Source organism: uncultured Caulobacter sp., assembly GCF_937900395.1.
In the GTDB taxonomy this organism is placed as follows: Bacteria; Pseudomonadota; Alphaproteobacteria; order Caulobacterales; family Caulobacteraceae; genus Caulobacter.
The window spans coordinates 1-25,942 of sequence record NZ_CALCDX010000028.1; the positions used below are offsets into that span (position 1 = coordinate 1).

The window sequence follows — 25,942 nt, forward strand, 5'->3', positions numbered from 1 at the left end:
TGCGAGCAGACCGTTGGGCCGGATCCAAGCGCCCTCCCCCGCGACGGGGACAGCTCTGATTGTGCGCGCGGTTTCAGCGCGGATCACAGAGCGGCGCATAAAAGTGGGAAGTCGTTGAAATCGCTGAGTTCTATTCCGCATACGCGGATCATAGAGCGCCGCGAACGCTCGTAGTTCATCTCTCCTCCCCCGATGGGGGAGGAGAAAGGTCTTCCGCGCTTGCTCGCGCCCCAGCGCCCCTCAGCGCTTCTTCGCGGCTAGCGCCTTGTCGTCAAACCCGAACGCATAACGCATGACCTGGAAGATGTAGCTCTCCTCGACCACCCCGCGCACCAGATAGGCCTGCGGGCCGTCGGCGAAGACGCCGACGTCCTCACCCGCATGGGCGGCGCTGGGCAGGTTCACGACGGCCTGCTGGTGATAGTCGACGTCGTCCAGGTCTTCCTTGGCCGGATCGGCGCGGGTGTCGCTGCCCAGAGGGCCGCCGGGGCCGGTGGCGAACATCAGGGTCGTGTAGGTCTTGCCGTCAGCCGCGATCGCAGGCTCACCCTCGTTGCCCGAAACGCCCAGGATCGGCGAGTTGCGCGGCGCATAGCCCGAGATGACCAAGCCATGGCTGTGATCGGCGGTGACCACGACCAGGGTGTCCTTGAGGTCGACCTTGGCCAGCACCGCGTCGATGGCCTTGGAGAACTCGACCGTCTCGCTGAGCGTGCGCTTGGCGTTGCCCAGGTGGCTGCCCATGTCGATCTTGCCGCCCTCGACCATCAGGAAGTAGCCGTTCGGGTTCTTGGACAGCACGTCGACCGCAGCGGTCGCCATCTCGGCCAGGGTCGGCACGCCCTGCCCCAGCACCGGACGCTCGACCTCGTAAGGCAGGTGCTCGGAGGCGAACAGGCCCAGCACGTGCTTGGTGTCGGCGGGCAGCGCCTTCAGCTGGTCGACCGTGGTGACATAGGCGGAAGCCGAGCCCTCGGCCTTCAGCCATTCGGCCGTCAGGTCGCGGCCGTCGGCGCGCTTGCCGTCCTTGTCCTCAGGCAGGAAGCGCGAGCGGCCGCCGCCCATCACGACGTCGAGGCGCAGGGCGTCCGGCGCCTCGACCAGTTGCCGGGCGATGTCCTTGCAACCGCCCTGGATGGCCTCGACGGGCATGTCGCTGTCGCCCTCCCAGTCGCGATAGGCGGTATGGGCGTAGGCGCCGGCGGGCGTGGCGTGGGTGACGCGGGTGGTGGTCACCGCGCCGGCCGCCTTGCCGTTGGCCTTGGCCAGTTCGGCCAGGGTCTGGACGGCATTGCCCTTCTCGGTCTCGCACTTCTCGCCGATCGCCGCGCCGTTCAGGCCGATGATCTTGTTGCGCGTCTTCACGCCGGTCATGATCGCCGTGATGCCGGCGGCGCTGTCGGTGACCTGGGTGTCGTGGCTATAGGTCTTGGAGAGCGCCGCGTAGGACAGCTTCTCGAAGACCAGCGAATTGGACTCGCCGTCGACGCCCTTCTGCTGGCCGTCATAGATGCGGCCGGCCGTGACCGTCGAAATGCCCATGCCGTCGCCCAGGAACAGGATGACGTTCTTGGCGCGGCCCGTGTTCGGGACCACCGCCAGCTGTCGCGCCAGAGCGGCCTCGCCGGCCTTGTAGTAGGGATCGGCGGCGCTAACGGCCGCCATGGACCCGCCGACCTGGGCGTGGGCGAAGGTCGAGATTGAGGCGGACGCGACGAGGGCGAGAACGAAGGGGCGGATCAAGGCCAAGCTCCATGAGGAATCGGCCCGATTTGCTCCCGGCGTGTGACAGTTTTTCCGTTGGTGGCGACGAAGCGCGCTTTAGGCGCGTCGCACCCGCCAGGCGAAGGCGGTGGCCACGGCCAGCAGCACCGCCGCCCCGGCCTGGTGCAGAACGCCCAGGGTGATCGGTACAGCCGCCATCAGGGTCCAGACGCCCAGCGAGGCCTGCAGGACGACAATCACCGCCAGGGCCGTCGCGATCGCCTTGCTGCCGGCCGCCAGGGGCCTGTCACGCCGAGCGATCACCGCGATGGCGATCCCGGCGACGAACAGGGCGTAGGCCACCAGACGATGATGCAGCTGCACCGCGCCATGGCTGTGCGCGATCGTGCCCCAGAAGCCGGCGCCGAAATAGTCGGCCGGGAAGAAGCGGCCGTTCATCAGCGGCCAGTCATTGTAGACCAGGCCCGCGTCGTTGCCGGCCACCAAGGCGCCCAGCAGGCTCTGGAAGAACACCGCCCCCAGGAAGGCCAGCGCCCAGCCGCGCCAGGGCGAACGCTCCTCGACGCGCGGCGCGCCGTTCCAGGCGTCCAGGGCGGTCCAGATCAGGACCACGAACAGCGCCAGGGCCAGGCCCAGGTGCGTCATCAGGCGTTCCGGCGCCACCGAAACCCGCTCGGACAGGCCGCTGGAGACCATCCACCAGCCGACGAGGCCCTGCAGGCCGCCCAGGCCCAGCATGACGGCGCAGCGCCAGATCAGGCGGCGCGGGATGTCGCGGCGGATCAGGAAGACGATGAACGGGATCGCGAAGGCGACGCCGACGGTCCGTCCCAGCAGGCGGTGCGCCCACTCCCACCAGAAGATGCCCTTGTAGCCTTTCAGCGTCATGTCCGGATTGACCAGGTGGTACTGGGGGATCTGCTTGTAGAGCTCGAAACTCTCGCGCCAGGCCTGGTCCGACATCGGCGGCAGGGCGCCCATGATCGGCTGCCACTGGGTGATCGAAAGCCCCGAGTCGGTCAGGCGCGTCGCGCCGCCGACGACGACCATGGCGAACACCATGGCGGCCACGATGAAGAGCCAGATCGCTACGGGACGCGAACGGTCGGAACGCAGGAAAGACGTCATGGAGTCGGAAAAGCGTCACTTCTGGGCCGAAATGCGGCCGAACCTTCCCTACGCTCGCCGGACGCGCGCTTCAACGTCTGTATGCCTACGCATGACGACCCGCGCGCCGCGTGGCACAAAGCGCCGCGCAGGAGGACTTTGATGAGCGGCACGGGCGTCTTCGCGGCGGCGATCGTCGGCATTATCGCCGGCTGGATCGCCGATTTCGTGCTGGGCCGACACCACTCCCTGTTCATCAAGCTCTTGATCGGCGTGATCGGGGCGTTCATCGGAGCGTTCGTGGCGACTCGCATCGATCTTCACGTCAGCGGCTTCGTTGGCGAACTGATGGTCTCCAGCGTGGGCGCCATCGTGTTCCTGGCCGTGCTCGGCCTCTTCCGGAGATCCGCGTGAGCGCTCCCCTCATTCCGGCCCGTCTGCGAAAGCTGATCGGCTCGATCGCCGTGATGGCCGTTCTGTTCGCCTGGATCTGGATTTTCACCAGCCTCTACGACCACCTGCCGCAGAACCGCTTCGTGCACCTCGTCTACTTCGTGGCGCTGGGCATGGGCTGGATCCTGCCCGTGATTCCGCTGATCTCGTGGATGGGCAAGGCCGACAAGCCGGTCGTGAGGTAGCCCGACCTGAACCTGGCGGACATGAAAAAGGGCCGCCTTACGGCGACCCTTTCGGCTTCCGCTGTTCCCGAAGGAAATGGTCGGAGCGACAGGATTCGAACCTGCGACCCCTTGACCCCCAGTCAAGTGCGCTACCAGGCTGCGCCACGCTCCGACGCGGAAGAGGCGCTCTTATAGGCGCCGGTCCGGGGTTGGGCAACTGCCATTTCCGAGGAAAACGCGGGACCGCGAACAGCCCTAGCGCGACAGCAGTCCGTCCAGTCGCGATTTGACCTCGGTGAGGTCGCGCAACATGAAAGCCAGGCGCTCGCGCGCCTCGCTCTCCAGACGCCGACCGCCTTGGTCGAGCGCGCCATAATCGATGTCGGTCGCCAGCTTGGCCGAGCCGTTGGAGCCCAGCCCCGCGGCGATCACCTGCGCCAAGCCATGGTCGCGATGCAGCTTCTGCACGCCCTTGATGGTCAGGCCTTCGCTGTGGAGCAAGGTGCGGACGCCGTTCAGCACGGCTACGTCCTGCGGACGATAGAAGCGCCGTCCGCCGGCGCGTTTCATGGGGCGAATGAAGGAGAACTTGGTCTCCCAGAAGCGCAGGACGTGCTGCGGCACGCCCAGCTCCTCGGCGGCTTCGGAGATCGTGCGGAAGGCGTTCGGCCCCTTCGCCACCGCACGAATCCTAGTCGCCCAAGGCGCGGTCGATTCGCGCCTTCATGACCTGGGAAGCGCGGAAGCCGATCACGCGCCGCGGCTCGATCTCGGCGGGCTCGCCCGTCTTGGGATTGCGCCCCATCCGAGCCCGCTTGGCGCGGACCTGGAAGACGCCGAAGCCGGAAAGCTTGACCGTCTCGCCCTTCTCCAGGGCTTCGGCCACCAGATCCAGGGTGCGTTCGACGAGGCCGGCGCAGTCCTGACGGGTCAGGCCGACCTCCTCGTGGACCGCCTCGCATAGGTCGGCCCGGGTCAAAGTAGAGCCCTTCATGCAACCCCCTTCACGCGTATCCTGGCGGTCAGTAGACCACCTCCGATAGAGCACTCGCGGCGAACAAGAGCTTGATGCGGCCGCCCTCAACCAGCCACGCCCTCGCCCACCGATGACCTCATGCCGTGATTATCGCGTGAAGTCAAAGGCTCAAGGTCAACAGTTCATGCCATATTCGAGGCTTGCGCCATGATGCGCGTCAAAGGCGCAGAACGCAGGCGCCCCAGGTCAGACCGCCGCCCATGGCCTCCAGTAACAGCAGGTCGCCCTTCTTGATCCGACCGTCCTTGACGCCCTCGGCGAAGGCCAGCGGGATCGAGGCGGCCGAGGTGTTGGCGTGGACGGCGACCGTCGAGATCACCTTCTCCTCGTCGATGCCGCAGCGATGGGCGACGCCCTGGAGGATTCGCTGGTTGGCCTGGTGCGGGATGAACCAGTCGACGTCGGCGACCGCCACGCCGGCCTTGTCGGCGGCGGCGCGGATCGCTTCGGAGATGTTGACCACGGCGTGCTTGAAGACCTGATTGCCCAGCATCCGCAGCTTGCCGACCGTGCCCGTCGTCGACGGCCCGCCGTCGACATAGAGCAGCTCCTGCTTGGTCCCATCGGCGCGCAGGGCGAAGCCCAGCATGCCGCGGTCCTCGGTCGTCCCCTGCCCTTCGCCGGGCTCCAGCACCACCGCGCCGGCGCCGTCGCCGAACAGCACGCAGGTGCCGCGATCGCTCCAGTCCATCAGGCGGGTCATGGTCTCGGCGCCGATGACCAGGGCGCACTTGGCGTTGCCGCGCGCGACGAAGCCGTCGGCGACGCTCAGGGCGTAGACGAAACCCGAGCAGACGGCCTGGACGTCGAAGGCGATCCCGACCGGCGCGCCCAGCTTGCGCTGAACGATGGTGGCGACCGCCGGGAAGGTCAGGTCGGCCGTCGTGGTGGCGACGATGATCAGGTCGACGTCGGCGGCGGTCTTGCCGGCGGCGGCGAGCGCTTCCTTGGCCGCCTCGACCGCGAGGTCAGAGACCGGCTGGTCGTCGGCCGCCTGGTGGCGCTGGCGGATGCCGGTCCGCTCGACGATCCACTCGTCGCTGGTGTCGACGAACTTGGCCAGATCGTCATTGGTCACGATCTTGGGCGGCAGATAGGCGCCGACGCCGGTCACTACGCTACGAACTACGCTCACTCGGCCGCTCCCTGGGGATCAACGCCGGGATCAGGCTCCTTGCCGGAGGCCTCGTCCTTGGCCGCGGCGGCGGTCAGGCGCTTCAGATTTCTGTCGATCTCGGCGCGGAAATCGCTGCGCGCGAGGTTGGTCGCGACCCGGATCGCCGAGGCGAAGCCGCCCGCGTCCGCGCCGCCGTGGCTCTTGACCACGATTCCGTTGAGGCCCAGCAGCGGCCCGCCGTTCACCCGGCCCGGATCGAGACGCTGGCGCATCTTCTTCAGCGCGCCCGAAGCCACGGCCGCGCCCAGCATGGCCAGCGGCGTCGAGGTCAGGGTGGACTTGATCTCGTTGGAGAAGAACCGCGCCAGGCCCTCGGCGGTCTTCAGGGCCACGTTGCCGGTGAAGCCGTCGGTGACGACGACGTCCACGGTGCCGTAAGCGATGTCGTTGCCCTCGACGAAGCCGTGATAGTCGAAGTCGAGCTTGGTCTCGCGCAGGATGGCGTGCGCCTCGCGCACCTCCTCGTGGCCCTTCTGCTCCTCGGAGCCGACGTTCAGCAGACCCACGGTCGGCCGGTGCGAGCCGTGGACCGCGTGGTGGAACGCCGCGCCCATGATCGCGAATTCGACCAGCTGAGCCGCGTCGCTCTCGACATTGGCGCCGACATCCAGCACCGCGGTGACGCCCTTCATGGTCGGCCAATTGGCGACGATGGCCGGACGTTCCAGCCCCGCGCCCATGCGCAGGATCAGCTTGGAGATCGCCATCAGGGCGCCGGTGTTGCCGGCCGAGACGCAGGCGTGCGCTTCGTTCTCGCGCAGCGCCTCGATCGCGTTCCACAGGCTGGAGCCCTTGCCCCGGCGCATGGCCTGGGCGGGCTTCTCGTCCATGCTGATGGCCTTGTCGCAGTGACGGACCTCGCTGACAGCCTTGGCGGCCGGGCATTTGGCCAGCTCGGCCTCGATGGCCGCGCCATCGCCGTGCAGCAGGAAGCGCACGCCCGGTAGCGCCTGGGCCGCGAGCGCGACGCCGGGCACGATGATCGAGGGGCCGTGATCGCCGCCCATGGCGTCGATCGAGATGACGACGGATTGAGTCACGTGGCGCTGAGAGCTCCGGCAGGCGGTCCGGCCGCCCTCAAGGCGGCGGACGATACATCCGCGTGAATATCACGCAAGCAGTCGAGTCGGGGCTTTTAGCCCTCTTCACCCTTCAAATTCAGCCCCTTCAGGGCCGCGAACGGGGACAATTCCACCGGTTCGGGCGGCTGGACGAACACCGCGCCGGGCTTGCGCGGGAACGGATCCAGCTCCAGCGCCAGGTGCTCGACGACGTAGCCGGACACGTCCACGACCTGGCCTTCCAGCACGTCGGGCGGATCATCGCCATCGGGGTCGGCGCCCAGGTCGCCGAACTCCTCCTGCGGGGCGTTCTCGCTGTTGGCGGGCAGGACGCGGAGGCTGAAGCGGGCGTCGATCGGCGTCTCGAAGTCGTCGGCCGTCGCGCTGCAGGTCTGGACGACCCGCGCGCGCAGGACGCCCGAGATCTCGGCGCCGTCCAGCCACGACGTCAGGAACACCTCGGCCGAAAGCGCCTCCAAGCTGACGAGGCCCAACTGCTTGGCGATCGCCTGGCGTTGTTCGGCGCTGGGCTCCAGGCGCAGCTTCACGGCGCCACGATCGACCTGGGACAGCGGAATCTCGCAGGGCCAGGGCGCGGTCACGGGTTCGGCCAAGTCACGTCTCCTTGCAGCAGGGCGTCCAGCGGCTGGTCCGCCAGCGCCGCGCGCGTCTTGATCAGATAGGCGCCCAAGGCGGCGACGTCGCCCTCGCCCCGCTCCTCAAACGCGGTGCGGGCCAGGAAGTCGCGAGTCGCGGTCTCGTCCGGCAGGCTGGCGGCGGCCTCATCATAGGTCTTCAGCCGGCCGTAGAAGGCGCCGGCCAGCTTCTTCATCTTCTTGCCGACCGCGGTGTCGGCCACCCCGATCTCGCGAAAAGCGTCGTCGAGCCCCTTCACATAAGAATCGAACACCGCCTGGGAGGTCTCCGCCGCGGCGTCGCCCTGCCCTTTCAGCCGTTCGATCAGGAAGATCACGTGCAGGCTGAACAGCTCGAAGCGACCCTCCATCGAGTCGCGGACGCCGAAATCCCGGTAGAAAGCCGGCGAACGGGCCTGCGCCACGGCCGATGCGTAGAGCTTGGCTCCCGCCGCCTTGGCGGGCCTGGGCTTTAGCCATCGATCCAGAAACATGAAACGCCTCGATTTCGCCGCGACATCCCGCTAGACGCGGGGTCCGCTTTCACGCGGGCATTGAACTAAGCTCCCGCGGGCGATAGGTCAAAGTCTGCATTTTTCCGGTTCGGAGCCTTGATGTCTCGCCCCGCCGTTTTCGCCGCCGCCGTCCTAGCCCTGGCTCTCGCCACTTCGGCCTGTACGCCGCTGACGAGCTATTCCGGCTTCCAGGCCATCGAAGCCAAGCCCGCCGACATGAAGGTCGGCGAGGACAGCAAGTCGACCTTGATGGAAAAGCTGGGTTCGCCGTCGGCCGTTTCGACCTTCGACAACAACACCTGGTACTACATCTCCCAGACGACCGACCGGGTGGCCTTCTACTATCCGCGCGTGATCAAGCGCGACGTCGTGGCGATCAAGTTCAATCCGGCCGACGAGAAGGTCGCCTCGGTGAACACCTACACGCTGAAGGACGGCAAGGTCATCGCCTACAACGGTCGCGAGACGCCGACCCGCGGTCGCGAGATGACGATCCTGGAACAGCTGCTCGGCAACGTCGGTCGCGGCGGCATGCTTCCGCAAGACGACGAGGCCCCCGGCCAACGCCCTGGCGACCGTCGTTAACATTCGACCAAGACAAAGCTTTACGAAAGCCGCCCGCCGCAAGGTGGGCGGCTTTTCTTATGCGCCCAGACAGTATTCGAGAATCGCCACAACCAAACGGCGGACGATTTACTATGAATTCAAAATTGACCATCCTTCTTGAGACATATTGTCGCGCCCTAAACACTCCATAAACCCAGTTTGGGCGATCCTCGAATTCTGATGACGCGCAAGCGGCGCGCCAGCGAATTCACGGAAGCTGAGGAGGCGCGCTGTGGAAACAACAGATCTTCGTGCGCTGTCCGTCCTGCTGATCGACGACAACGCCAATATGCGCAGGGTGATCACCACCATCCTGAAGTCGGCGGGCGTCCGGAAGATCTACGAAGCCGACGATGGCCTGGGAGCCCTTCGGATCTTTCAGTCGAAAGAGATCGACATCATCTTCACCGACCTGGTGATGCACCCGGTCGATGGCCTGGCGTTCGTCAAATGGGCCCGCACCTCGACCGCCAGCCCCAATCGCTTCGTTCCCATCATCATGATGACCGGCCACGCCACGCAGCGAACCTTGAACGAGGCGCGCATGGCCGGGGTGACCGAGTTCCTGGCCAAGCCCCTGACGGCGCGGACGGTGATGCATCGCATCAACGAGATCATCAACAACCCCCGCCCCTTCGTGCAGGCCAAGGCGTATTTCGGTCCCTGCCGTCGCCGGCGGATCGATCACGACTTCGTCGGCGTGGACCGCCGGGGCGAGGTGCCGATTGACGTGATTCCAAGGGTCCAGGACGCTCTCGCCGAGATGGATCCCGAAGACGTCTACTGATCGGCCCGAATGAGAAAACGCCCCGGAGTCTCCTCCGGGGCGTTTCCATTTCAGGCGCTTCTCGCGATCAGCCGCCGTGGGCCAAGACCGCCAGCAGCAGCAGGGCCACGATGTTGGTGATCTTGATCATCGGGTTCACGGCGGGCCCCGAGGTGTCCTTGTAGGGGTCGCCGACGGTGTCGCCGGTGACGGCCGCCTTGTGGGTGTCGCCGCCCTTCTTGTGCAGGACGCCGTTCTTGTCGGTGAAGCCCTCCTCGATCACCTTCTTGGCGTTGTCCCAGGCGCCGCCGCCGCTGGTCATCGAGATAGCGACGAACAGGCCGGTGACGATGACGCCCATCAGCATGGCGCCGAGCGCCGCGAAGGCGTCGACCTTGCCGGCGATGGCGTTGATCACGAAGAACAGCACCACCGGCGAGACAACCGGCAGCAGGCTGGGCACGATCATCTCGCGGATGGCGGCCTTGGTCAGGATGTCGACGGCGCGGCCGTATTCCGGCTTCACCTCGCCCGTCATGATGCCCGGGTTCTCGCGGAACTGACGGCGCACCTCGGCGACGACCGACTCGGCCGCGCGACCGACGGCGGTCATCGACATGCCGCCGAACAGGAACGGCAGCAGGCCGCCAAACAGCAGACCGACCACGACGTACGGGTTCGACAGGTCGAAGGTCACCGGGCCCATGCCGTCGAAGAAGCTGCCCGGCGTCGCATTGGCCGAGAAAAACTTCAGGTCTTCGGTATAGGCAGCGAACAGCACCAGGGCGCCGAGACCCGCCGAACCGATGGCGTAGCCCTTGGTCACGGCCTTGGTGGTGTTGCCGACCGCGTCCAGGGCGTCGGTGGTGACGCGGACTTCCGGCGGCAGGCCCGCCATCTCGGCGATGCCGCCGGCGTTGTCGGTGACCGGGCCGAAGGCGTCCAGCGCGACGATGAAGCCGGCCAGCGACAGCATAGTCGTGGTGGCGATCGCGATGCCGAACAGGCCGGCCAGATTATAGGTGACCACGATGCCGACGATGATGGTCAGCGCGGGCAGCGCCGTGGCTTCCAGCGACATGGCCAAGCCCTGGATCACGTTGGTGCCGTGACCCGAGACCGAAGCCTGGGCCACCGACTTCACCGGACGGAAGTTCGTGCCGGTGTAGTACTCGGTGATCATCACGATGGCGGCGGTGACGGCCAGGCCGACCAGGCCGCAATAGAACAGGCCATCGGCGGTGTAGGTCCGGGCTTCCGTCACGACCGGAACCGGGACCAGCTGGTGCAGCACGTACCAGACCGCCGGGATCGACAGCACGCCGGTCACGATCAGGCCCTTGTACAGCGCGCCCATGATGTTCTGGCTCTTGCCCAGGCGGACGAAGAACGCGCCGATGATCGAGGTGACGATGCAGACCGCGCAGATGGCCAGCGGCAGCAGCATCATCGCGCCCACGGCCTCGTGGCCGCGGAAGAAGATCGCCGCCAGCACCATGGTCGCGACCGTGGTCACGGCGTAGGTCTCGAACAGGTCGGCGGCCATGCCGGCGCAGTCGCCAACATTGTCGCCGACATTGTCGGCGATGGTCGCGGCGTTGCGGGGGTCATCTTCCGGGATGCCGGCCTCGACCTTGCCCACCAGATCGCCGCCCACGTCGGCGCCCTTGGTGAAGATGCCGCCGCCGAGACGGGCGAAGATCGAGATCAGCGAGGCGCCGAAGCCCAGGGCCACCAGCGCGTCGACGACGCCTCGGCCCGTCGGCTCAAGACCCAGGACGTCGGTCAGCACCCAGTAGTAGCCGGCCACGCCCAGCAGGGCGAAGCCCGCCACCAGCATGCCGGTGACCGCGCCCGAGGTGAAGGCCAGCGACAGGCCCTTGGCGAGGCCTTCGGACGAGGCCTGGGCGGTGCGGACGTTGGCCCGGACCGAGATCAGCATGCCGGCGAAGCCCGCCGCGCCCGACAGCACCGCGCCGACCAGGAAGCCGAGCGCGGCCCACGGGCCGATCAGCAGGTAGACGGCGACCAGGATGACCGCGCCGACGATCGAGATGGTGAGATATTGTCGCCGCAGATAGGCTTGAGCGCCCTCCTGGATCGCCGCGGCGATCTCCTGCATGCGTGCATTGCCGGCCGAGGCCCGCATCAGACTGGCCGTCTGCACGGCGCCGTACAGCACCGCCAGAAGCCCGGCCCCGATGGCCAGATAAAGCCAAAGACTCATTAGGTTCTTCGCCCCTTCGCGCTTCTTTGCAACGAGGGGACGCCGATCCGCCGGCGGCGACCTTGAGCCAACTCAAACAAGTCGACTCAATCGCCGTCGAGGTCGACAGGCGGGCCTTTTTGGCCTCGTGCCCCCTCGTTCTCCCTGAAAATGACGGCCGAACGGCGTCATGCGAAGGACACTGTCAGATGCCCGGGAGGCGCGCAACCCGCGTTGGCGCAAGCGATTCCGGGCGCTCCGAGCGTCACCGCGAAGCGTTTAGGGGTTGGGCGTGTCCGACTTTCGCTGCAGCGCGCGCACGGCGGCGGCGTTCGGTGGCATCACGTGCTGACGCGGCACCTGCTTGGCGATGTCCACGGCCGCGACCTTCCCCTTGCCGAACAGGGTCGCGCATTGGGCGAGGACAAAGGCTTGGAGACGGGGACCGTCGACTTCTTGCCAGGTGTCCGGCCGGACGAAAGGCGTTCGATAGGACGCTCGCATGATGGCGTCACGCAACGCCGGCTCCTGAGCCTTGAAGCTCTCGACTTCGGTGCCCGAGGTCAGCCTGAGCGTGAGGGCCACGAAGACGTAGTTCACGATCCGGCCGTTGGCGATGATCGGGATCGTCATCGAGCCAAGCTTGTAGGTCGGGTCGAGCGCCTGCTCCTCCCCTTCCTTCTTCTTCTCGGATCGGGCGAGCGCCGGCCCGCTTGTCACCGCGACGGCGGCGAGGCTCAGCAGAAATCGGCGTGAAAAGGTCGGGCTCATGCCCCGCTTCTAGCAAGCGGGGCTTGATATTCCCCTACCGGCGCTCGGAGCGAGTGCTAGCCGTGCAGCCAGCCCAGACGCGACGGGGTCACGTCACGGCCCTTGTAGTAGGCCGAGACGCCCTCGCCTTCGACGAACTCGCCGATCTCGCTGACCTTGACGCCCGCCGCCGCGGCGGCGATGCGGAAGTTCCAGGCCTCGTTGGGATCGACCGCGCAGACGATCTCGTAGTCGTCGCCGCCGGAGGCCAGGGAAATGCGCCCCTCGACCTGCTCGGGCTGAAGCTCTAGCCAGGCCTGGCCGCCCGGCGAAAGCGGCAGGCGTTCGAGATCGACCCGCACGCGGCAACCGCTGGCCTTGGCGATGTGGCTGCTGTCGGCCAGCAGGCCGTCGGAGACGTCGGCGGCGGCCTTGGCGTGCTGGCGCATGGACTCGCGAAGGCCGATGCGCGGCTCGGGCTGACGATAACGACGAAGAAGCCCGCCGTCAGGATCAGCGACCTCGCCCCATTGGGCCAGCAGGCCCAGCCAGCCATCCCCGATCGTGCCGGACACCATGAGCCTGTCGCCCGGCTTGGCGCCCCGACGCAGGATCGCCTCGCCCTGGGGAACCCAGCCCAGCAGGGTCGCCGACAGCACCAGCGGCCCCGAGGTGGTCACCGTGTCGCCGCCCAGCAGCGAAATGTCGAAGAGCGCCCCATCTTCCGCCAACCCCCGGGCGAAGGTCTCGCGCGAGGTGACGTCCGAACCCGAAGGCCAGCCGACGGACAAGAAATAGCCGTAGGGCTCGGCGCCCTTGGCGGCGAGGTCGGAGAGGTTGGTGCGCAGCAGCTTGCGCGCGACCATGTCCAGCGACTCGTCGACCAGGAAATGCACGCCGCCGACCATGGCGTCCTTGGTGATCACCAGGTCATAGCCAGGACGCGACGGCAGCACGGCCGCGTCGTCCAACAGATCCAACGCGGCCGGATCGCCGCGCGTCAGCGGACGCAGCAAGCGTTCGATATGGTCGAATTCGGTCGCGGGCGCCACCGCTGTGGATGGCGCCTCGTCTTCAGCGAACCAGTCTTCTTCGTCAGTCTCTTGCATCACGGGCGATCGCGTCGAGGGCGCCATTGATGAAGCCTGACTCAGGACCCTCAAAAAAGGATTTCGCTATCTCGACATACTCATTGATGACGACTTCGGTCGGAACGTCCGGCCGATACATCAATTCGTAGGCGCCGGCGCGCAGAACGGCGCGCGCCGTGGCGTCCAGGCGCTCGAGCCGCCAGCCCGAGGCCAGGCGCTTGACGATTCCCTGATCCACCTTGGCCTGATGGGCCACAACGCCCTTAGCCAGCTCGGCGAAGAAGGTTTCGTCGGCCTGCGCGAGGCGCTCGCCCTCGACGTCGCGGTCGAAGCGATGCTCGGAGAATTCACGGATGACCGAGTCGACGCCGGCCCCCGAGACTTCCATCTGATAGAGGGCCTGCACGGCCGCCAGGCGCGCGACCGAGCGCGGTTGGGTGCGGGGTGCGCTCATCTGCCGCGCCCCAGAAGCTGGCGTTTCAGCGCGATGGTCTCCAGGCAGGCCTTGGCGGCCGCGCCGCCGCGATCGCCTTCGCTGACCTTGGCGCGCGCCCAGGCTTGCTGCTCGTCATCGACGGCCAGCACGCCGAAACCGATCGGCAGGCGGCGCCCGATGCCCAGGTCCTGCAGACCGCGGGCGGTCTCGTTGGAAACGAGCTCGAAATGGTAGGTCTCGCCGCGGATCACGCAGCCCAGGGCGACATAGCCGTCATAGCGTCGGCCCACCGGGCCTTGGCCGGCGTCTTCCGCCAGGGCGATGGCCGTCGGGATCTGAAGCGCGCTGGAAACCGTGATCACGTCGTATTCCGCGCCATAGGCTTCGATCGCCTGGGCGGCACCGCGCAGCAGCTCGTCGGAGACGCCCGAATGGCTTCGGCCCTCCACGATCAACAGGCGGATGTTGTCTTCAACCATCTAGCTCGACTCTCCACGGCCGCGTCGCGCGCGACCAGAAACACACATTAGGCTTAACGGACTATAGCTCTTCCTCGACGCCGTCGCTCAGTCCCTCTTCCGTGAGGAACTTGGCGAAGTCGCCGGTTTCCTTGAAATCGCGATAGACCGAGGCGTAGCGGACATAGGCCACGTCATCGAGGGATTTCAACGCCTTCATGACCATTTCGCCGACCGTCGAGGACGGAAGCTCGGTCTCGCCCATGCTTTCCAGCTGGCGAACGATGCCGTTGATCATCCGCTCTACCCGTTCCGGGTCCACCGGGCGCTTCTGCATCGCCAGGGTGATTGAGCGCACAAGCTTGTCGCGATCGAAGGGCGAGCGCCGGCCCGACCGCTTCAAAATGATCAGCTCGCGCAGCTGAACCCGTTCGAAGGTCGTGAAGCGGCCGCCGCACTCCGGGCACATCCGGCGACGACGGATCGCCGCCCCGTCTTCCGACGGGCGGCTGTCCTTGACCTGGCTTTCGGCGTGTCCGCAGAAGGGGCAGCGCATGATGTGGCCCCTCCCGCGGCGCCTAGACCATATTAGTTGTAGATCGGGAAGCGGCCCGTCAAGGTCAGCACTTCCTCGCGCACCTTGGCCTCGACCGCGGCGTTGCCATCGGGGCCGTTGGCGGCCAGGCCGTTGACCACTTCGCCGATCAGTTCGCCGACGCGGGTGAACTCGGCTTCCTTGAAGCCGCGCGTCGTGCCGGCCGGCGTGCCCAGGCGGATGCCCGAGGTGACCGTGAACGGCGCGGTGTCGAACGGCACGCCGTTCTTGTTGCAGGTCATGTGGGCGCGCTCGAGGCTGTGCTCGGCGTCGCGGCCGGTCACGCCCTTGGGACGCAGGTCGACCAGCATCAGGTGGCTGTCGGTGCCACCCGAGACGATGTTGACGCCCGACTTCAGCAGGGCTTCCGACAGCGCGCGGGCGTTGGCGACGACCTGCTTGGCGTAGGCCTTGAACGACGGCTGCAGCGCCTCGCCGAACGCCACGGCCTTGGCGGCGATCACGTGCTCCAGCGGACCGCCTTGCAGGCCCGGGAAGACGGCCGAATTGACCTTCTTGATGATCGCTTCGTCGTTGGTGAGGATCATGCCGCCGCGCGGACCGCGCAGGGTCTTGTGCGTGGTGGTGGTCACGACATGGGCGTGCGGGATCGGGCTCGGATAGGCGCCGCCGGCGATCAGGCCCGCATAGTGGGCCATGTCGACCATCAGATAGGCGCCGATCGAGTCGGCGATCTGGCGGAACTTGGCGAAGTCGATCTCGCGACTATAGGCGCTGCCGCCGGCGATGATCAGCTTGGGCTTCTCGCGCTGGGCGATCTCGGCCACGCTGTCATAGTCGATCAGCTGGTCCTGCTGACGCACCGAATAGGAGATCGGCTTGAACCACTTGCCCGACTGGTTGGCGGGCGAGCCGTGGGTCAGGTGGCCGCCGGCCGCCAGGTCCATGCCCAGGAACGTGTCGCCCGGCTGCAGCAGGGCCATGAACACCGCCTGGTTGGCCTGCGAGCCCGAGTGCGGCTGGACGTTGGCGAAACCGGCGCCGAACAGCGCCTTGGCGCGTTCGATGGCGATGGTCTCGATCTCGTCGACATATTCGCAGCCGCCGTAATAGCGCTTGCCGGGATAGCCCTCGGCGTACTTGTTGGTCAGGATCGAGCCCTGGGCCTCGAGGATGGCCTTGGAGACGATGTTCTCCGAGGCGATCAGCTCGATCTGGTTCTGCTGCCGATCCAGTTCGCGACCGATACGATCGAAGATGTCACGGTCGGCGGTTGCGAGGTCCGCGCCGAAAAAGGCGCTGAGGTTGGCTTCAGTCATCACGCTCTCCTGGCGCTGCGGGGAGTCGGCAGAGGCGCCCTCTTTAACGAGATAGGCGCGGCAATCAATCTTGGAACCACACGCGAAGCTGTGCGTTGCAGTCCTGCAGGGCGGCTCCGTCCCCCTGCGACATAACAACGACAGCAACGAGAGTGGGATATCTCATGGCGTCTCAGGGCGGCGGCACTTCGGACACGGCCAGCACAAATAGCCTCGACATCCTGGGCCTCAGCGCGGAAATCGTGGCGGCCTATGTAAGCCAGAACACCGTGTCCCAGACGGCCATTCCCGAGCTGATCCGGACGGTGCACGACGCGCTGACGTCGTTGAACAACGGCGGCGAGCCGCCGCGTCCGGTCGAGAAGGCCAAGCCGGCGGTGCCGGTGGGCCGCTCCGTGCAGCACGATTACATCGTCTGCCTGGAGGACGGGAAGAAGCTGAAGATGCTCAAGCGCTACCTGCGCTCGCACTACGACATGAGCCCGGAGGAGTACCGTCGCAAGTGGGGCTTGCCGCCCGACTATCCGATGGTGGCGCCGGCCTATGCCGCGCGGCGCTCGGACTTCGCCAAGAAGATCGGCCTGGGCAAGGGCGTGCGGCGCGGCAGCTAAGCGGCCCCAAGCTTCTTTCTGGACGCCTTTGAGGCACGCGAACGCCGCCGGACTCCGGCGGCGTTTTTCGTTTCGACGATGTGGTGTTCGGTCGAAGTTGAAGTTGGCTCTAGTCCTTAGGCCGCGTGGCCGCCCATGCGGGCGACATTGCAGTGGGCCCACAGCTTTTCCATCGAAGCGACCAGCTTGCGCATCATCTCGTCGGTGTGGAACGGCGTGGGCGTAAAGCGCAGGCGCTCGGTGCCGCGCGGAACGGTCGGATAGTTGATCGGCTGCACATAGACGCCGTGATCGGCCAGCAGCATGTCGCTGATCATCTTGCAGTGGACGGGATCGCCGACCAGCACCGGGACGATGTGGCTCTCGCTGTCCATCACCGGCAGACCGGCGGCGCGGAACATCGCCTTCAGGGTCGCGGCGCGCTCCTGGTGGATCTCGCGCACTTCCGGATGCTGCTTCAACCAGCGGACGCTGGCCAGGGCGCCAGCCACCAGGGCCGGCGGCAGCGAGGTCGTGAAGATGAAGCCGGCGGCCATCAGGCGGATGGCGTCGATCACCTCGGTGTCGCCGGTGATATAGCCGCCCATCACGCCGAACGCCTTGCCCAGCGTGCCTTCGATGATGTCGATGTCGCCCATCAGGCCTTCGCGCTCGGCGACGCCGCCGCCGCGCGGGCCGTACATGCCGACCGCGTGGACTTCGTCCAGATAGGTCATGGCGCCGTACTTCTTGGCCAGCGCGATCGTGCCGGCGATGTCGGCGATGTCGCCGTCCATCGAATAGACGCTTTCGAAGGCGATCAGCTTGGGCGCGTCGGCCGGGGCGGCCGCCAGCAGCTCTTCCAGATGCGCCAGGTCGTTGTGCTTGAAGATCTTGCGCGGACCGCCGCCGTTGCGAATGCCGGCGATCATCGAGGCGTGGTTCAGCTCGTCCGAGAAGATGATCAGACCGGGCAGGATCTTCTGGACGACCGACAGGGCCGCCTCGTTCGAGACGTAGCCCGAGGTGAACAGCAGGCCGGCTTCCTTGCCGTGCAGATCCGCCAGTTCCTGCTCAAGCAGGACGTGGTCGTGATTGGTGCCCGAGATGTTGCGGGTGCCGCCCGAGCCGGAGCCGTGCGCGTCGACCGCGTCCTTCATGGCTTCCAGCACGACGGGGTTCTGGCCTTGGCCGAGATAGTCGTTGCTGCACCAGACCACGACTTCGCGTTCCGAGCCGTCCTCGCGGGTCCAGGTGGCGCGCGGAAACTGGCCGCGCTGGCGCTTCAGGTCGGCGAAAACCCGGTAACGGCCCTCGTCGCGGATCTGGTCGACGGCGCTGCGGAACGCGGCTTTGTAGTCCATTGCGATCTCTAAACCGGCGGCCGATGGGTCGGCGGTCCCCTTGATTACAGGCTGGGCTTTTCGCACCAAGCGCCACGCGTGTCCATCTACGGGCGTTTACCTAGCAAATAGAAATACCCGATCCGCGCCGCTAACTCTCTGTAAGCTCTGTGCGCTTTTGTCGCTCGGAACGCATCAGGTCAATTTGTCCAACCTGCCCCGCAAAAGCTGAATCACCGCCGAGAAGTCCTTGCCGCCAAACCCGTTGGCGGCGAACAGCGCGTACAGCGCCTCGGCCTGGGCGCCCATCGGCGTCGACGCCCCGACCTGGGCGGCCGCGCCCTGGGCCAGCTTCAGGTCCTTCAGCATCATCGCCGTGGCGAATCCGCCCTCATAGCCGCGATCGGCCGGGGTCTCGGGGCCGACGCCGGGCACGGGACAATAGGTGCTGAGCGACCAGCACTGCCCGGAAGACTTGCTGGCGATGTCGAAGAAGCGATCCGCGGCCAGACCCAGCTTCTCGGCCAGGGCGAAGGCTTCGCAGACGCCCAGCATCGAGATCCCCAGCAGCATGTTGTTGCAGATCTTGGCCGCCTGCCCCGCCCCGTGATCACCGGCCCGGATGGTCGCCCGGGACATCGGCTCCAGCGCCGCCTCGACCGCGGCGAAATCGGCTTCGTCGCAACCGACCATGAAGGCCAGGGTCCCCGCCTCGGCCGCCATCACCCCGCCAGAAACCGGCGCGTCGGCGAAGCGGAAGCCCGCCTCCGCCGCCTGACGCGCCACATCGCGCGCGGTCTCGACGTCGATCGTCGAACAATCGACCAGCAGGGCGGACTTCGGCGCGCTCTTGAAGACCTGCTCGCCATAGACCGACCGCACGTGCGGACCGGCGGGCAGCATGGTGATCACCACCTCGGCGTCCGCGACCGCCTCGGCGACCGAGGTCGCGGCCTGGCAGCCGGCGGTCGTCGCGCGCGCCAGGGCGTCCGCCGACAGGTCGAAGGCGCGAACCTGATGTCCGGCGCCCGCCTGGTTGGCGGCCATGCCGCCGCCCATGTTGCCCAGCCCGATGAACGCGACGCGGGTCATCCGCTACTCCCTGCAAAGACGAACCGCGCCTCGTTGGGCGCGGCTCTTATGGTTATGGCTTGCGTCCGTCAGCGCGCCGAGGCGGGCTTGCGGAACTTGTAGACGAACTGGTCGGTCTTCCCGCGGATCGACGGGTCGTAGACATTGGCCTTGCGGGGATCGGCGGGATCACGCAGCACCTTGCTCTCGCCTTCGAAGATGAAGCCCGCCGCCGTCACTTCCGACTTCACCACCGCCGAGTCGATGCGGTGCAGGTCTTCGGTGTTGCGCAGGCCCGAGCCCGGCTCGGCCGAATGGTCGATGACCATGTAGACGCCGCCCGGCTTCAGGGCCTTGAAGATCTGGCGGTTCACGACCGACAGGTCGGCCGGCCCCATGAATTTGTCGTGCATGTCGTGATAGTTCTGGGCCGTGAACACCAGGTCCAGCTTCTCGGGCGCGGAGAAGTTCGGCAGCGTGTTCAGGATCACCGTCACGTTCGAATAGGCCGGATCGCGGGCGATGGCGTTGACCGCCGGCTCGCGCTTGGCCAGCTTGGTCAGCTCGTCGGGCACATAGGCGTAGACCTTGCCCCTGGGCCCCACGGCCTTCGAGAAGATCCGCGTGAAATAGCCGCCGCCCGGGATCAGGTCGGCGACCTTGGCGCCCGGCTTAACGCCGGCGAAGGCCAGGACCTCGCCCGGATGGCGGGCCTCGTCGCGCACCATGTCGGCGGCGGGGCGCGACGGATCGCTGAGCGCCGCGGCGATGTTGGCCGGGATGGAAACGGAAGCCGGGCCGGAAGGCGGCGGCGGCGGCGGTCCCAGCATCGGCTGCGTGGCGCAGGCGGCGAGGCCGAGCACGGCGACGAGACTGAGAAGCGGCTTACGCATGGCGATCCTTCCAAACCGGCACTTTATCGTTGTGCGACACGTTAGCGCACCCGGCAGCCTACGTCAGCGGCGTCCATTCCTCGTCCGCCGGCAGGCTCGCGAAAATCTCGTCGAGCATGGCGTCGGTGACGTCCTCAAGGCGCGCCGGATTCCACCGCGGAGCATTGTCCTTGTCGATGATCACGGCCCGCACGCCCTCGATGAAGTCATGCTTGCGCACGACGCGCGAGCCGATCCGGTACTCCATGGCCATGTTGTCGGCGAAGTCGCTCATGGCCGCGCCGCGCTTCAGCTGCTCGAAGGCGACCTTCATCGTCTGTGGCGACTTGGTCTTCATGACCTCCAGCTGGGCCTTGCCCCAATCGCTGGAGTCGAGGGTCAGAAATTCAACAATCTCCTCGACGCTGTCGCCGACGAACAGGCGGTTCAGGTCCTGCTCGAAGCCCAGCAGCGCGGCCTTGCCGGCGTCGGCGCGGTACTTGCGGAGGGTTTCGTCGATGCGGCGCGGATCGGCGACGATCGCCTTCTTCAGCCCCTCGATCGCGCCGAACTCCACGAAGTGGGTGGCGATCCCAAGGCGCATGCAGTCCGCGCCCTTGATCCGCGCGCCGGTCAGGGCCAGCCACAGCCCCGCCTTGCCGGGCAGGCGCGGCAGGTACCAGCCGCCGCCGACGTCGGGGAACAGGCCGATGCCGGTCTCGGGCATGGCGAAGGTCGTGCGCTCGGTGGCGATGCGGACGTGGGCCGGCATCGAGATCCCGACCCCGCCGCCCATCACCACCCCGTCCATGATGGCCACGACCGGCGTATCGTAGGTGAACAGCAGGTGGTTCAGCTGGTACTCGGTGTGGAAGAACTTCCGAGCCTCGACGCCGTCCTTGGCCCCGCTTTCGGCCAGCATACGGATGTCGCCGCCGGCGCAGAAACCCCGCTCGCCCGCATGGTCGATCAGGACCATGTAGATTTCCGGGTCTTCCCGCCAGTCCAGCAGCGCCCCGATCATCGTCTCGCACATGCCCAGCGTCAGGGCGTGCAGCGCCTTGGGGCGATTGAGGGTGATGCGGCCGACGTTCTTCTCGACGCGGATCAGGACTTCGGGTTCGTCGGTCATGGATGGCTTTCAGGCGAGTTCGACAGATTCGGCGACCGGCGCGCAGTCGATACGCGCGATCCGGCCTCCGGCGAGACGGAAGATCGCGTCCTGCGGAATGTCCTGGCGCAGGGTCTCTTCCTTGGAGAGCCCGGCATAGAGACCGCGCAGCAGTCGGCCGGCGACGCCATGGCTGACCACGATCAGGCGACGCTCCGGCTCGGCGGCCTGCTCCGCCAGCCAGCCGCCAAGGCGCGCCGTCATGACCTCGTAGGTCTCGCCGCCCGGCGCGTGGAAGCCCCAGGCGTCGTCGCCGCGCAGATGCGGGTGCTCGCCCCTCACCTCTTCGCGCAGCCGCCCGGACCATTCGCCGACGTCGATCTCGACCAGACGCTCGTCCAGTTCGACGGCAAGCCCCAGGCGCGCGCCAATCGCCTCGGCGGTGTGGCGCGCCCGGCGCAGCGGGCTGGCGACCAGCCGCCAAGGCGCTCGCTCGGCCGGCGGGACGAGATCGTCCACCAACGCCGCCATGGCCCGCGCTTGCGCCTGGCCCAGCGGGGTCAGGTCCGACTCCGTCCGCCCCTGCAGGCGGCCTTCGCGATTGTGGAAGGTCTGGCCGTGGCGGCAGAGATAGATCATCCGACGCTCACTGGCGGAACATCTCGCGGGCGATGATGACGCGCATGATCTCGTTGGTCCCTTCCAGGATCTGATGCACCCGCAGGTCGCGCACGATGCGCTCCAGCGGATAGTCCTGGAGGTAGCCGTAGCCGCCGTGCAGCTGCAAGGCGTCATTGGCGACCTGGAAGCCGGCGTCGGTGGCGAAGCGCTTGGCCATGGCGCACAGCTTGGTGGCTTCGGGATGCTTGCTGTCCAGCGCATGGGCCGCGCGACGCACCATCAGGCGGGCGGCCTCCAGCTCGGTGGCCATGTCGGCCAGCTTGAACTGCAGGGCCTGGAAGTCCTTCAGCGGCCGGCCGAACTGGTTGCGGGTCTCAAGATAAGCCTTGGCCGTGTCGAGCGCGAACTGGGCGCCGCCCAGGGAGCACGAGGCGATGTTCAGACGCCCGCCGTCCAGGCCCATCATGGCGAAGCGAAAGCCCTCGCCTTCCTGGCCGATGCGGTTCTCCACCGGCACCCGGCAGTTGTCGAAGTTCACCTGGGCGGTCGGCTGGGCGTTCCAGCCCATCTTGCGCTCGTTGGCCCCGAAGCTGAGGCCCGGCGTTCCCTTCTCCACCACGAAGGCCGAGACGCCCTTGGCGCCGTCCCCGCCCGTGCGCGCCATCACGACATAGACGTCCGAGACGCCGCCGCCGGAGATGAACGCCTTGCCGCCGTCCAAGACATAGTGGTCGCCGTCCAGCTTGGCCGTCGTGCGCATCGCCGCGGCGTCCGAGCCCGAGCCCGGCTCGGTCAGGCAGTAGCTGGCGATCAGCTCCATCGACGTGAGGCGCGGCAGGTAGCGCCGGCGCAGGTCGTCCGAGCCGAAGCGGTCGATCATCCACGAGGCCATGTTGTGAATGGTCAGATAGGCCGCCACCGGCACGTCGCCGTAGCTGAGCGCCTCGAAAATGATCGAAGCGTCCAGGCGCGACAGGCCGCTGCCGCCGACGTCCTCGTTCACATAGATGCCGGCGAAGCCCAGCTCGGCCGCTTGGCGCAGGACATCGACGGGGAAGTGCTTGTTCTCGTCCCATTCAGCCGAATGTGGGGCAAGCTGTCCCTCGGCGAACGCGCGCGCCGCATCCTGGATTGCGACCTGATCCTCGTTCAGCGCGAAATCCATGCGCAACTTCCTCCCGATCGGGGCAGAACGGCCCTCACTTCTTTTCGCCTGACTGCGGCGCCGACGGACGGCTGTCAATCACGCTCGGCGCCAGGCGTCGGAACGTTTCGCCGGCTTGCGGAGGGTGTGACCTGAAATCCTCCGTTACACGACTTGAATCGGCAATTGGGCCACACCCCTTGATAACGATACGCATTCAGCCCAAATGGCGATCTTCGAGTCTGACCGTTCTCAACGTTAAAATTGCACCCAAGACCATGCGTTTCGTGAAGTTCGTTAAGGCCGCCCTGGCGGCGGCCCTGGGAATGACCGTCATCACCGCTTCGGCCCACGCGGCCGACGGCGGCGACATCTCGCGCAGCTATGGCGTCTGGCGCAATCCGAAGAACAGCGTGCACCTGGAGATCAAGGACTGCGGCCCCAGCACCTGCGGCGTCGTCGTCTGGGCCAGCCCCAAGGCCGAAGCCGACGCGCGCAAGTCGGGCACGGACACCCTGATCGGCAAGCAGCTGCTGCGCGACTTCGAAGCCCAGAACAACGGCTCGCTGAAGGGTCGCGTCTGGGTCCCCACCCTGAAGGTCACGCTGGTCGGCACCGCCGACATCGTCGACACCAAGACCATGCGCGCCAAGGGCTGCGTGATCGGCAACTTCCTGTGCAAGTCGCAGCTGTGGACCCGCATCGACAGCCCCGCGGTCCTGGCCTCGCGCGCGGCTCCCTAAAACACGCGCTCGCCGCTTTCGCTTGATTCAGCGCAAGAGCCGCGCGAACCTCTAAGTGTACAGTGATCACTTGAGCGTCCGACAGAGGCGCCAAGCGATCCAGGCCGCGCGACGGCTGGCACGGGAGGAACGAGCATGGACGAAGCGGCGACGCTTCAAAGGACCGCGCGCGGCGCGGCCAGCGAACATTTCGACGTCATTATCGTGGGCGCCGGCATATCCGGGGTCGGCGGCGCCTATCACCTGACGCATCAGAGGCCCGGAACACGCTTCGTGGTGCTAGAGGCGCTGGAGAGCTTCGGCGGCACCTGGCTGACCCACACCTATCCCGGCATCCGCTCGGACAGCGACCTCTACACCTTCGGCTACCGCTTCAAGCCCTGGGTCGGACCGCCGATCGCCACGGCCGGCGAGATCCTCAGCTACATGGGCGAGGTGATCGACGAGAACGATCTGGCGCGCCACATCCGCTATCGCCGCCGCATCACCAACGCGGTCTGGTCCAGCCAGGACAAGGTGTGGACGCTGACCGTCTCGGGTCCCGACGGCGTCGAGACCTACACGACGAACTTCCTCTGGATGTGCCAGGGCTATTACCGGCATTCGGTCGGCTACACGCCCGAGTGGCCGGACATGGACCGTTACCAGGGCCGCATCGTCCACCCGCAGACCTGGCCCAAGGACCTGGACCTGAAGGGCAAGAAGGTCGTCGTCATCGGCTCGGGCGCCACGGCCGCGACCCTGGTTCCAAACATCGCCGGCGACTGCGCTCACGTTACGCTTCTGCAGCGCTCGCCGACCTATTTCGTGCCCGGCCGCAACGAGAACGAGCTGGCCGACATCCTGCGCCAGCTGCAGATCGACGAAAGCTGGATCCACGAAATCGTCCGCCGCAAGGTGCTGTTCGACCAGCACGCGTTCACGCGCCGCGCCATCGAAGAGTCCGACGCGGTGAAGGCGGAGCTGCTCGAGGGCGTGAAGATGTTCCTCGGCGAGGACTTCGACATCGCCAAGCACTTCACGCCGCGCTACCGCCCCTGGCGGCAGCGGATCGCCTTCGTGCCCGATGGCGACCTCTTCCAGGGCATCGCTTCGGGCAAGGCCTCGGTGGTCACCGACGAGATCGAGCGCTTCACCGAAAAGGGCCTGCGGCTGAAGTCTGGCCAGGAGCTGGAGGCCGACGTCATCGTCACCGCCACGGGCTTTGATCTCAGCGTGCTGGGCGACATCGCCTTCGAGATCGACGGCAAGCCGCTCGATTTCGCCGACACCGTCACCTATCGCGGCATGATGTTCACCGGCGTGCCGAACCTGGTCTGGGTGTTCGGCTACTTCCGCGCCAGCTGGACCCTGCGCGCCGACATGATCGGCGACTTCGTCTGCCGCCTGCTGGCCCACATGGAAAAGACCGGCAAGAAGCAGGTCGAGGTCGCGCTGCGCCCCGAGGACAAGGACATGAAGATCGGCAATTGGATCGATCCCGAGGACTTCAATCCCGGCTACCTGATGCGCAACATGCATCTGCTGCCCAAGGCCGGCGACAAGCCGGAGTGGCGCCACACCCAGGACTATTGGGCCGAGAAGGAGATCTTCCCGCAGATCGACCTCGCCGACCCGGCGTTCCGCTATTCGTGATCGCCTGATCCGGGCGGAGGGCGGCCTTAAGGGGCCGCCCGTCTTGCCTCGACGAGCGGCGCGGTCCAAATCAACGTCATGACCACGCCCCCCCTCGCCCCCTACCCGCACACCCGTCTGCGCCGTGTCCGTCAGGCCGACTGGGTCCGCCGCCTCGTCCGCGAGAGCGAGGTCCGACCGTCCGACCTGATCTGGTCGATGGTGGTGCACGAGGGCGAAGGGACCATCCCCGTGGCCTCCATGCCGGGCGTCGAGCGTTTGTCGGTCAAGGAGGCCGCCAAGGCCGCCGTCCGGGCCCGCGATCTCGGCATCCCGGCCATCGCCATCTTCCCGCACATCGACGGCGCGCGGAAGGACGCGGCGGGCTCGATCGCCGCCGATCCGGACGGCGTCATCCCGCGCGCCGTCAAGGCCATGAAAGACGCCGCCCCCGAGGTCGGGATCATGTGCGACGTGGCGCTGGATCCCTTCACCGACCACGGCCACGACGGCGTGGTCGAAGGCGGCAAGATTCTCAACGACCCCACCATCGATCGCCTGATCGAACAGGGCCTGATGCAGGCCGAAGCCGGCGCCGATATCCTCGCGCCGTCCGACATGATGGACGGCCGCATCGGCAAGCTGCGCGCGGCGCTAGAAGGCGCCAACCACCAGGACGTGATGATCATGTCCTACGCCGCCAAGTACGCCTCGGCCTTCTACGGCCCGTACCGCGACGCCATCGGCTCGGCCAAGCTGTCCGCCGGCC

Annotated in this window: 29 protein-coding genes and 1 tRNA gene; 8 read left to right on the forward strand and 22 right to left on the reverse strand. The window is 66.8% G+C overall.

Annotated elements, in window-relative coordinates; all coding sequences use genetic code 11:
* Positions 1 to 240: 240 nt before the first annotated feature.
* Positions 241 to 1,743, reverse strand: a complete 1,503-nt coding sequence (locus Q0379_RS02185) for an alkaline phosphatase (protein ID WP_299003818.1) — start codon at positions 1,741 to 1,743, stop codon at positions 241 to 243.
* 78 nt (positions 1,744 to 1,821) lie between these two features.
* On the reverse strand, positions 1,822 to 2,853 hold the full coding sequence (locus Q0379_RS02190) for a COX15/CtaA family protein (RefSeq protein WP_299003820.1): 1,032 nt from the start codon (positions 2,851 to 2,853) through the stop codon (positions 1,822 to 1,824).
* 141 nt (positions 2,854 to 2,994) lie between these two features.
* On the opposite strand from Q0379_RS02190, the gene Q0379_RS02195 reads away from it, so the two are divergent.
* Positions 2,995 to 3,246, forward strand: a complete 252-nt coding sequence (locus Q0379_RS02195) for a GlsB/YeaQ/YmgE family stress response membrane protein (protein WP_299003822.1) — start codon at positions 2,995 to 2,997, stop codon at positions 3,244 to 3,246.
* Positions 3,237 to 3,470 carry a DUF2842 domain-containing protein gene (locus tag Q0379_RS02200; RefSeq protein WP_299003869.1) on the forward strand — a complete coding sequence of 78 codons (234 nt, stop codon included), beginning with the start codon at positions 3,237 to 3,239 and terminating at the stop codon, positions 3,468 to 3,470. The genes Q0379_RS02195 and Q0379_RS02200 overlap by 10 nt, the downstream gene beginning before the upstream one ends.
* A gap of 77 nt (positions 3,471 to 3,547) precedes the next feature.
* Here Q0379_RS02200 and Q0379_RS02205 read toward each other — a convergent pair.
* The 7 genes from Q0379_RS02205 to Q0379_RS02235 form a co-directional block, all read right to left on the reverse strand.
* A tRNA-Pro gene (locus tag Q0379_RS02205) sits at positions 3,548 to 3,624 on the reverse strand.
* Between the two features lie 83 nt (positions 3,625 to 3,707).
* Complete coding sequence (locus Q0379_RS02210) at positions 3,708 to 4,133, reverse strand: MerR family transcriptional regulator (protein WP_066686889.1); 426 nt, start codon at positions 4,131 to 4,133, stop codon at positions 3,708 to 3,710.
* A gap of 10 nt (positions 4,134 to 4,143) precedes the next feature.
* Positions 4,144 to 4,446 (reverse strand): integration host factor subunit alpha, encoded by a 303-nt coding sequence (locus Q0379_RS02215; RefSeq protein WP_066686891.1) that lies wholly within the window; start codon positions 4,444 to 4,446, stop codon positions 4,144 to 4,146.
* Between the two features lie 199 nt (positions 4,447 to 4,645).
* Complete coding sequence (locus Q0379_RS02220) at positions 4,646 to 5,623, reverse strand: beta-ketoacyl-ACP synthase III (protein ID WP_299003826.1); 978 nt, start codon at positions 5,621 to 5,623, stop codon at positions 4,646 to 4,648.
* A complete protein-coding gene (gene plsX, locus Q0379_RS02225) occupies positions 5,620 to 6,705 on the reverse strand; it encodes a phosphate acyltransferase PlsX (protein ID WP_299003828.1) in 1,086 nt (361 codons plus the stop codon). Before plsX ends, Q0379_RS02220 begins: the two co-directional genes overlap by 4 nt.
* A gap of 95 nt (positions 6,706 to 6,800) precedes the next feature.
* On the reverse strand, positions 6,801 to 7,340 hold the full coding sequence (locus Q0379_RS02230; protein WP_299003830.1) for a DUF177 domain-containing protein: 540 nt from the start codon (positions 7,338 to 7,340) through the stop codon (positions 6,801 to 6,803).
* Positions 7,325 to 7,855 carry a ubiquinol-cytochrome C chaperone family protein gene (locus tag Q0379_RS02235; RefSeq protein ID WP_299003832.1) on the reverse strand — a complete coding sequence of 177 codons (531 nt, stop codon included), beginning with the start codon at positions 7,853 to 7,855 and terminating at the stop codon, positions 7,325 to 7,327. The genes Q0379_RS02230 and Q0379_RS02235 overlap by 16 nt, the downstream gene beginning before the upstream one ends.
* 120 nt (positions 7,856 to 7,975) lie before the next feature.
* Here Q0379_RS02235 and Q0379_RS02240 point away from each other — a divergent pair, with 120 nt between their 5' ends.
* Together Q0379_RS02240 and Q0379_RS02245 are read left to right on the forward strand one after the other, a co-directional pair.
* Positions 7,976 to 8,461: an outer membrane protein assembly factor BamE gene (locus Q0379_RS02240; protein ID WP_299003834.1), complete on the forward strand. Its 486-nt coding sequence runs from the start codon at positions 7,976 to 7,978 to the stop codon at positions 8,459 to 8,461.
* 253 nt (positions 8,462 to 8,714) lie between these two features.
* A complete protein-coding gene (locus Q0379_RS02245; RefSeq protein WP_299003836.1) occupies positions 8,715 to 9,269 on the forward strand; it encodes a response regulator in 555 nt (184 codons plus the stop codon).
* A 67-nt stretch (positions 9,270 to 9,336) separates the two neighbouring features.
* Here the strand turns inward: Q0379_RS02245 and Q0379_RS02250 are convergent, their stop codons facing one another.
* The 7 genes from Q0379_RS02250 to glyA form a co-directional block, all read right to left on the reverse strand.
* Entirely contained in the window at positions 9,337 to 11,475 is a 2,139-nt protein-coding gene (locus tag Q0379_RS02250) for a sodium-translocating pyrophosphatase (RefSeq protein ID WP_299003838.1), read from the reverse strand.
* Between the two features lie 258 nt (positions 11,476 to 11,733).
* Positions 11,734 to 12,225 carry a hypothetical protein gene (locus tag Q0379_RS02255; protein WP_299003840.1) on the reverse strand — a complete coding sequence of 164 codons (492 nt, stop codon included), beginning with the start codon at positions 12,223 to 12,225 and terminating at the stop codon, positions 11,734 to 11,736.
* A 56-nt stretch (positions 12,226 to 12,281) separates the two neighbouring features.
* Positions 12,282 to 13,340, reverse strand: coding sequence for a thiamine-phosphate kinase (gene thiL, locus Q0379_RS02260; RefSeq protein WP_299003842.1), 1,059 nt, complete (start codon positions 13,338 to 13,340; stop codon positions 12,282 to 12,284).
* Positions 13,300 to 13,749, reverse strand: a complete 450-nt coding sequence (gene nusB, locus Q0379_RS02265) for a transcription antitermination factor NusB (RefSeq protein WP_066686908.1) — start codon at positions 13,747 to 13,749, stop codon at positions 13,300 to 13,302. Before nusB ends, thiL begins: the two co-directional genes overlap by 41 nt.
* Positions 13,746 to 14,210: a 6,7-dimethyl-8-ribityllumazine synthase gene (gene ribH / locus Q0379_RS02270; protein ID WP_299003844.1), complete on the reverse strand. Its 465-nt coding sequence runs from the start codon at positions 14,208 to 14,210 to the stop codon at positions 13,746 to 13,748. Before ribH ends, nusB begins: the two co-directional genes overlap by 4 nt.
* 61 nt (positions 14,211 to 14,271) lie before the next feature.
* A complete protein-coding gene (gene nrdR / locus Q0379_RS02275) occupies positions 14,272 to 14,745 on the reverse strand; it encodes a transcriptional regulator NrdR (RefSeq protein ID WP_066686918.1) in 474 nt (157 codons plus the stop codon).
* A gap of 32 nt (positions 14,746 to 14,777) precedes the next feature.
* Positions 14,778 to 16,064, reverse strand: a complete 1,287-nt coding sequence (glyA, locus tag Q0379_RS02280) for a serine hydroxymethyltransferase (RefSeq protein ID WP_299003847.1) — start codon at positions 16,062 to 16,064, stop codon at positions 14,778 to 14,780.
* Positions 16,065 to 16,228: 164 nt separating this feature from the next.
* Here glyA and Q0379_RS02285 point away from each other — a divergent pair, with 164 nt between their 5' ends.
* A complete protein-coding gene (locus Q0379_RS02285) occupies positions 16,229 to 16,675 on the forward strand; it encodes a MucR family transcriptional regulator (RefSeq protein ID WP_099539075.1) in 447 nt (148 codons plus the stop codon).
* Between the two features lie 116 nt (positions 16,676 to 16,791).
* On the opposite strand, the gene hemA is transcribed toward Q0379_RS02285, so the two are convergent.
* The 6 genes from hemA to Q0379_RS02315 all read right to left on the reverse strand — a co-directional run bounded on the left by hemA (position 16,792) and on the right by Q0379_RS02315 (position 22,843).
* Positions 16,792 to 18,018 (reverse strand): 5-aminolevulinate synthase, encoded by a 1,227-nt coding sequence (gene hemA, locus Q0379_RS02290; RefSeq protein WP_299003852.1) that lies wholly within the window; start codon positions 18,016 to 18,018, stop codon positions 16,792 to 16,794.
* Positions 18,019 to 18,192: 174 nt separating this feature from the next.
* Positions 18,193 to 19,089, reverse strand: coding sequence for a 3-hydroxyisobutyrate dehydrogenase (mmsB, locus tag Q0379_RS02295; protein ID WP_299003854.1), 897 nt, complete (start codon positions 19,087 to 19,089; stop codon positions 18,193 to 18,195).
* Positions 19,090 to 19,157: 68 nt separating this feature from the next.
* Positions 19,158 to 19,961, reverse strand: a complete 804-nt coding sequence (locus Q0379_RS02300) for a class I SAM-dependent methyltransferase (protein WP_299003856.1) — start codon at positions 19,959 to 19,961, stop codon at positions 19,158 to 19,160.
* 58 nt (positions 19,962 to 20,019) lie between these two features.
* Positions 20,020 to 21,072 carry an enoyl-CoA hydratase/isomerase family protein gene (locus Q0379_RS02305; RefSeq protein ID WP_299003858.1) on the reverse strand — a complete coding sequence of 351 codons (1,053 nt, stop codon included), beginning with the start codon at positions 21,070 to 21,072 and terminating at the stop codon, positions 20,020 to 20,022.
* A gap of 9 nt (positions 21,073 to 21,081) precedes the next feature.
* Positions 21,082 to 21,690 carry a histidine phosphatase family protein gene (locus Q0379_RS02310; protein ID WP_299003860.1) on the reverse strand — a complete coding sequence of 203 codons (609 nt, stop codon included), beginning with the start codon at positions 21,688 to 21,690 and terminating at the stop codon, positions 21,082 to 21,084.
* A 7-nt stretch (positions 21,691 to 21,697) separates the two neighbouring features.
* Positions 21,698 to 22,843: an isobutyryl-CoA dehydrogenase gene (locus Q0379_RS02315; RefSeq protein WP_299003862.1), complete on the reverse strand. Its 1,146-nt coding sequence runs from the start codon at positions 22,841 to 22,843 to the stop codon at positions 21,698 to 21,700.
* Between the two features lie 251 nt (positions 22,844 to 23,094).
* On the opposite strand from Q0379_RS02315, the gene Q0379_RS02320 reads away from it, so the two are divergent.
* The 3 genes from Q0379_RS02320 to Q0379_RS02330 form a co-directional block, all read left to right on the forward strand.
* Positions 23,095 to 23,559, forward strand: a complete 465-nt coding sequence (locus tag Q0379_RS02320) for a DUF2147 domain-containing protein (protein WP_066686947.1) — start codon at positions 23,095 to 23,097, stop codon at positions 23,557 to 23,559.
* Between the two features lie 135 nt (positions 23,560 to 23,694).
* Positions 23,695 to 25,194 carry an NAD(P)/FAD-dependent oxidoreductase gene (locus Q0379_RS02325; RefSeq protein WP_299003865.1) on the forward strand — a complete coding sequence of 500 codons (1,500 nt, stop codon included), beginning with the start codon at positions 23,695 to 23,697 and terminating at the stop codon, positions 25,192 to 25,194.
* 78 nt (positions 25,195 to 25,272) lie between these two features.
* On the forward strand, positions 25,273 to 25,942 hold a 670-nt coding region (locus tag Q0379_RS02330), incomplete at its 3' end, for a porphobilinogen synthase (RefSeq protein WP_299003867.1).

Excerpts from the sequence above, each read along its gene's own strand:
- Q0379_RS02325 (WP_299003865.1), top strand. The coding sequence starts at position 23,695 with ATGGACGAAGCGGCGACGCTTCAAAGGACCGCGCGCGGCGCGGCCAGC.
- Q0379_RS02195 (WP_299003822.1), top strand. The coding sequence starts at position 2,995 with ATGAGCGGCACGGGCGTCTTCGCGGCGGCGATCGTCGGCATTATCGCC.
- thiL (WP_299003842.1), bottom strand. The coding sequence starts at position 13,340 with ATGGCGCCCTCGACGCGATCGCCCGTGATGCAAGAGACTGACGAAGAA.
- Q0379_RS02300 (WP_299003856.1), bottom strand. The coding sequence starts at position 19,961 with ATGCGTAAGCCGCTTCTCAGTCTCGTCGCCGTGCTCGGCCTCGCCGCC.
- nusB (WP_066686908.1), bottom strand. The coding sequence starts at position 13,749 with ATGAGCGCACCCCGCACCCAACCGCGCTCGGTCGCGCGCCTGGCGGCC.
- Q0379_RS02190 (WP_299003820.1), bottom strand. The coding sequence starts at position 2,853 with ATGACGTCTTTCCTGCGTTCCGACCGTTCGCGTCCCGTAGCGATCTGG.
- ribH (WP_299003844.1), bottom strand. The coding sequence starts at position 14,210 with ATGGTTGAAGACAACATCCGCCTGTTGATCGTGGAGGGCCGAAGCCAT.
- glyA (WP_299003847.1), bottom strand. The coding sequence starts at position 16,064 with ATGACTGAAGCCAACCTCAGCGCCTTTTTCGGCGCGGACCTCGCAACC.
- Q0379_RS02255 (WP_299003840.1), bottom strand. The coding sequence starts at position 12,225 with ATGAGCCCGACCTTTTCACGCCGATTTCTGCTGAGCCTCGCCGCCGTC.
- Q0379_RS02285 (WP_099539075.1), top strand. The coding sequence starts at position 16,229 with ATGGCGTCTCAGGGCGGCGGCACTTCGGACACGGCCAGCACAAATAGC.
- mmsB (WP_299003854.1), bottom strand. The coding sequence starts at position 19,089 with ATGACCCGCGTCGCGTTCATCGGGCTGGGCAACATGGGCGGCGGCATG.
- Q0379_RS02310 (WP_299003860.1), bottom strand. The coding sequence starts at position 21,690 with ATGATCTATCTCTGCCGCCACGGCCAGACCTTCCACAATCGCGAAGGC.
- Q0379_RS02235 (WP_299003832.1), bottom strand. The coding sequence starts at position 7,855 with ATGTTTCTGGATCGATGGCTAAAGCCCAGGCCCGCCAAGGCGGCGGGA.
- Q0379_RS02320 (WP_066686947.1), top strand. The coding sequence starts at position 23,095 with ATGCGTTTCGTGAAGTTCGTTAAGGCCGCCCTGGCGGCGGCCCTGGGA.
- Q0379_RS02305 (WP_299003858.1), bottom strand. The coding sequence starts at position 21,072 with ATGACCGACGAACCCGAAGTCCTGATCCGCGTCGAGAAGAACGTCGGC.
- Q0379_RS02215 (WP_066686891.1), bottom strand. The coding sequence starts at position 4,446 with ATGAAGGGCTCTACTTTGACCCGGGCCGACCTATGCGAGGCGGTCCAC.
- Q0379_RS02240 (WP_299003834.1), top strand. The coding sequence starts at position 7,976 with ATGTCTCGCCCCGCCGTTTTCGCCGCCGCCGTCCTAGCCCTGGCTCTC.
- Q0379_RS02250 (WP_299003838.1), bottom strand. The coding sequence starts at position 11,475 with ATGAGTCTTTGGCTTTATCTGGCCATCGGGGCCGGGCTTCTGGCGGTG.
- nrdR (WP_066686918.1), bottom strand. The coding sequence starts at position 14,745 with ATGCGCTGCCCCTTCTGCGGACACGCCGAAAGCCAGGTCAAGGACAGC.
- hemA (WP_299003852.1), bottom strand. The coding sequence starts at position 18,018 with ATGGACTACAAAGCCGCGTTCCGCAGCGCCGTCGACCAGATCCGCGAC.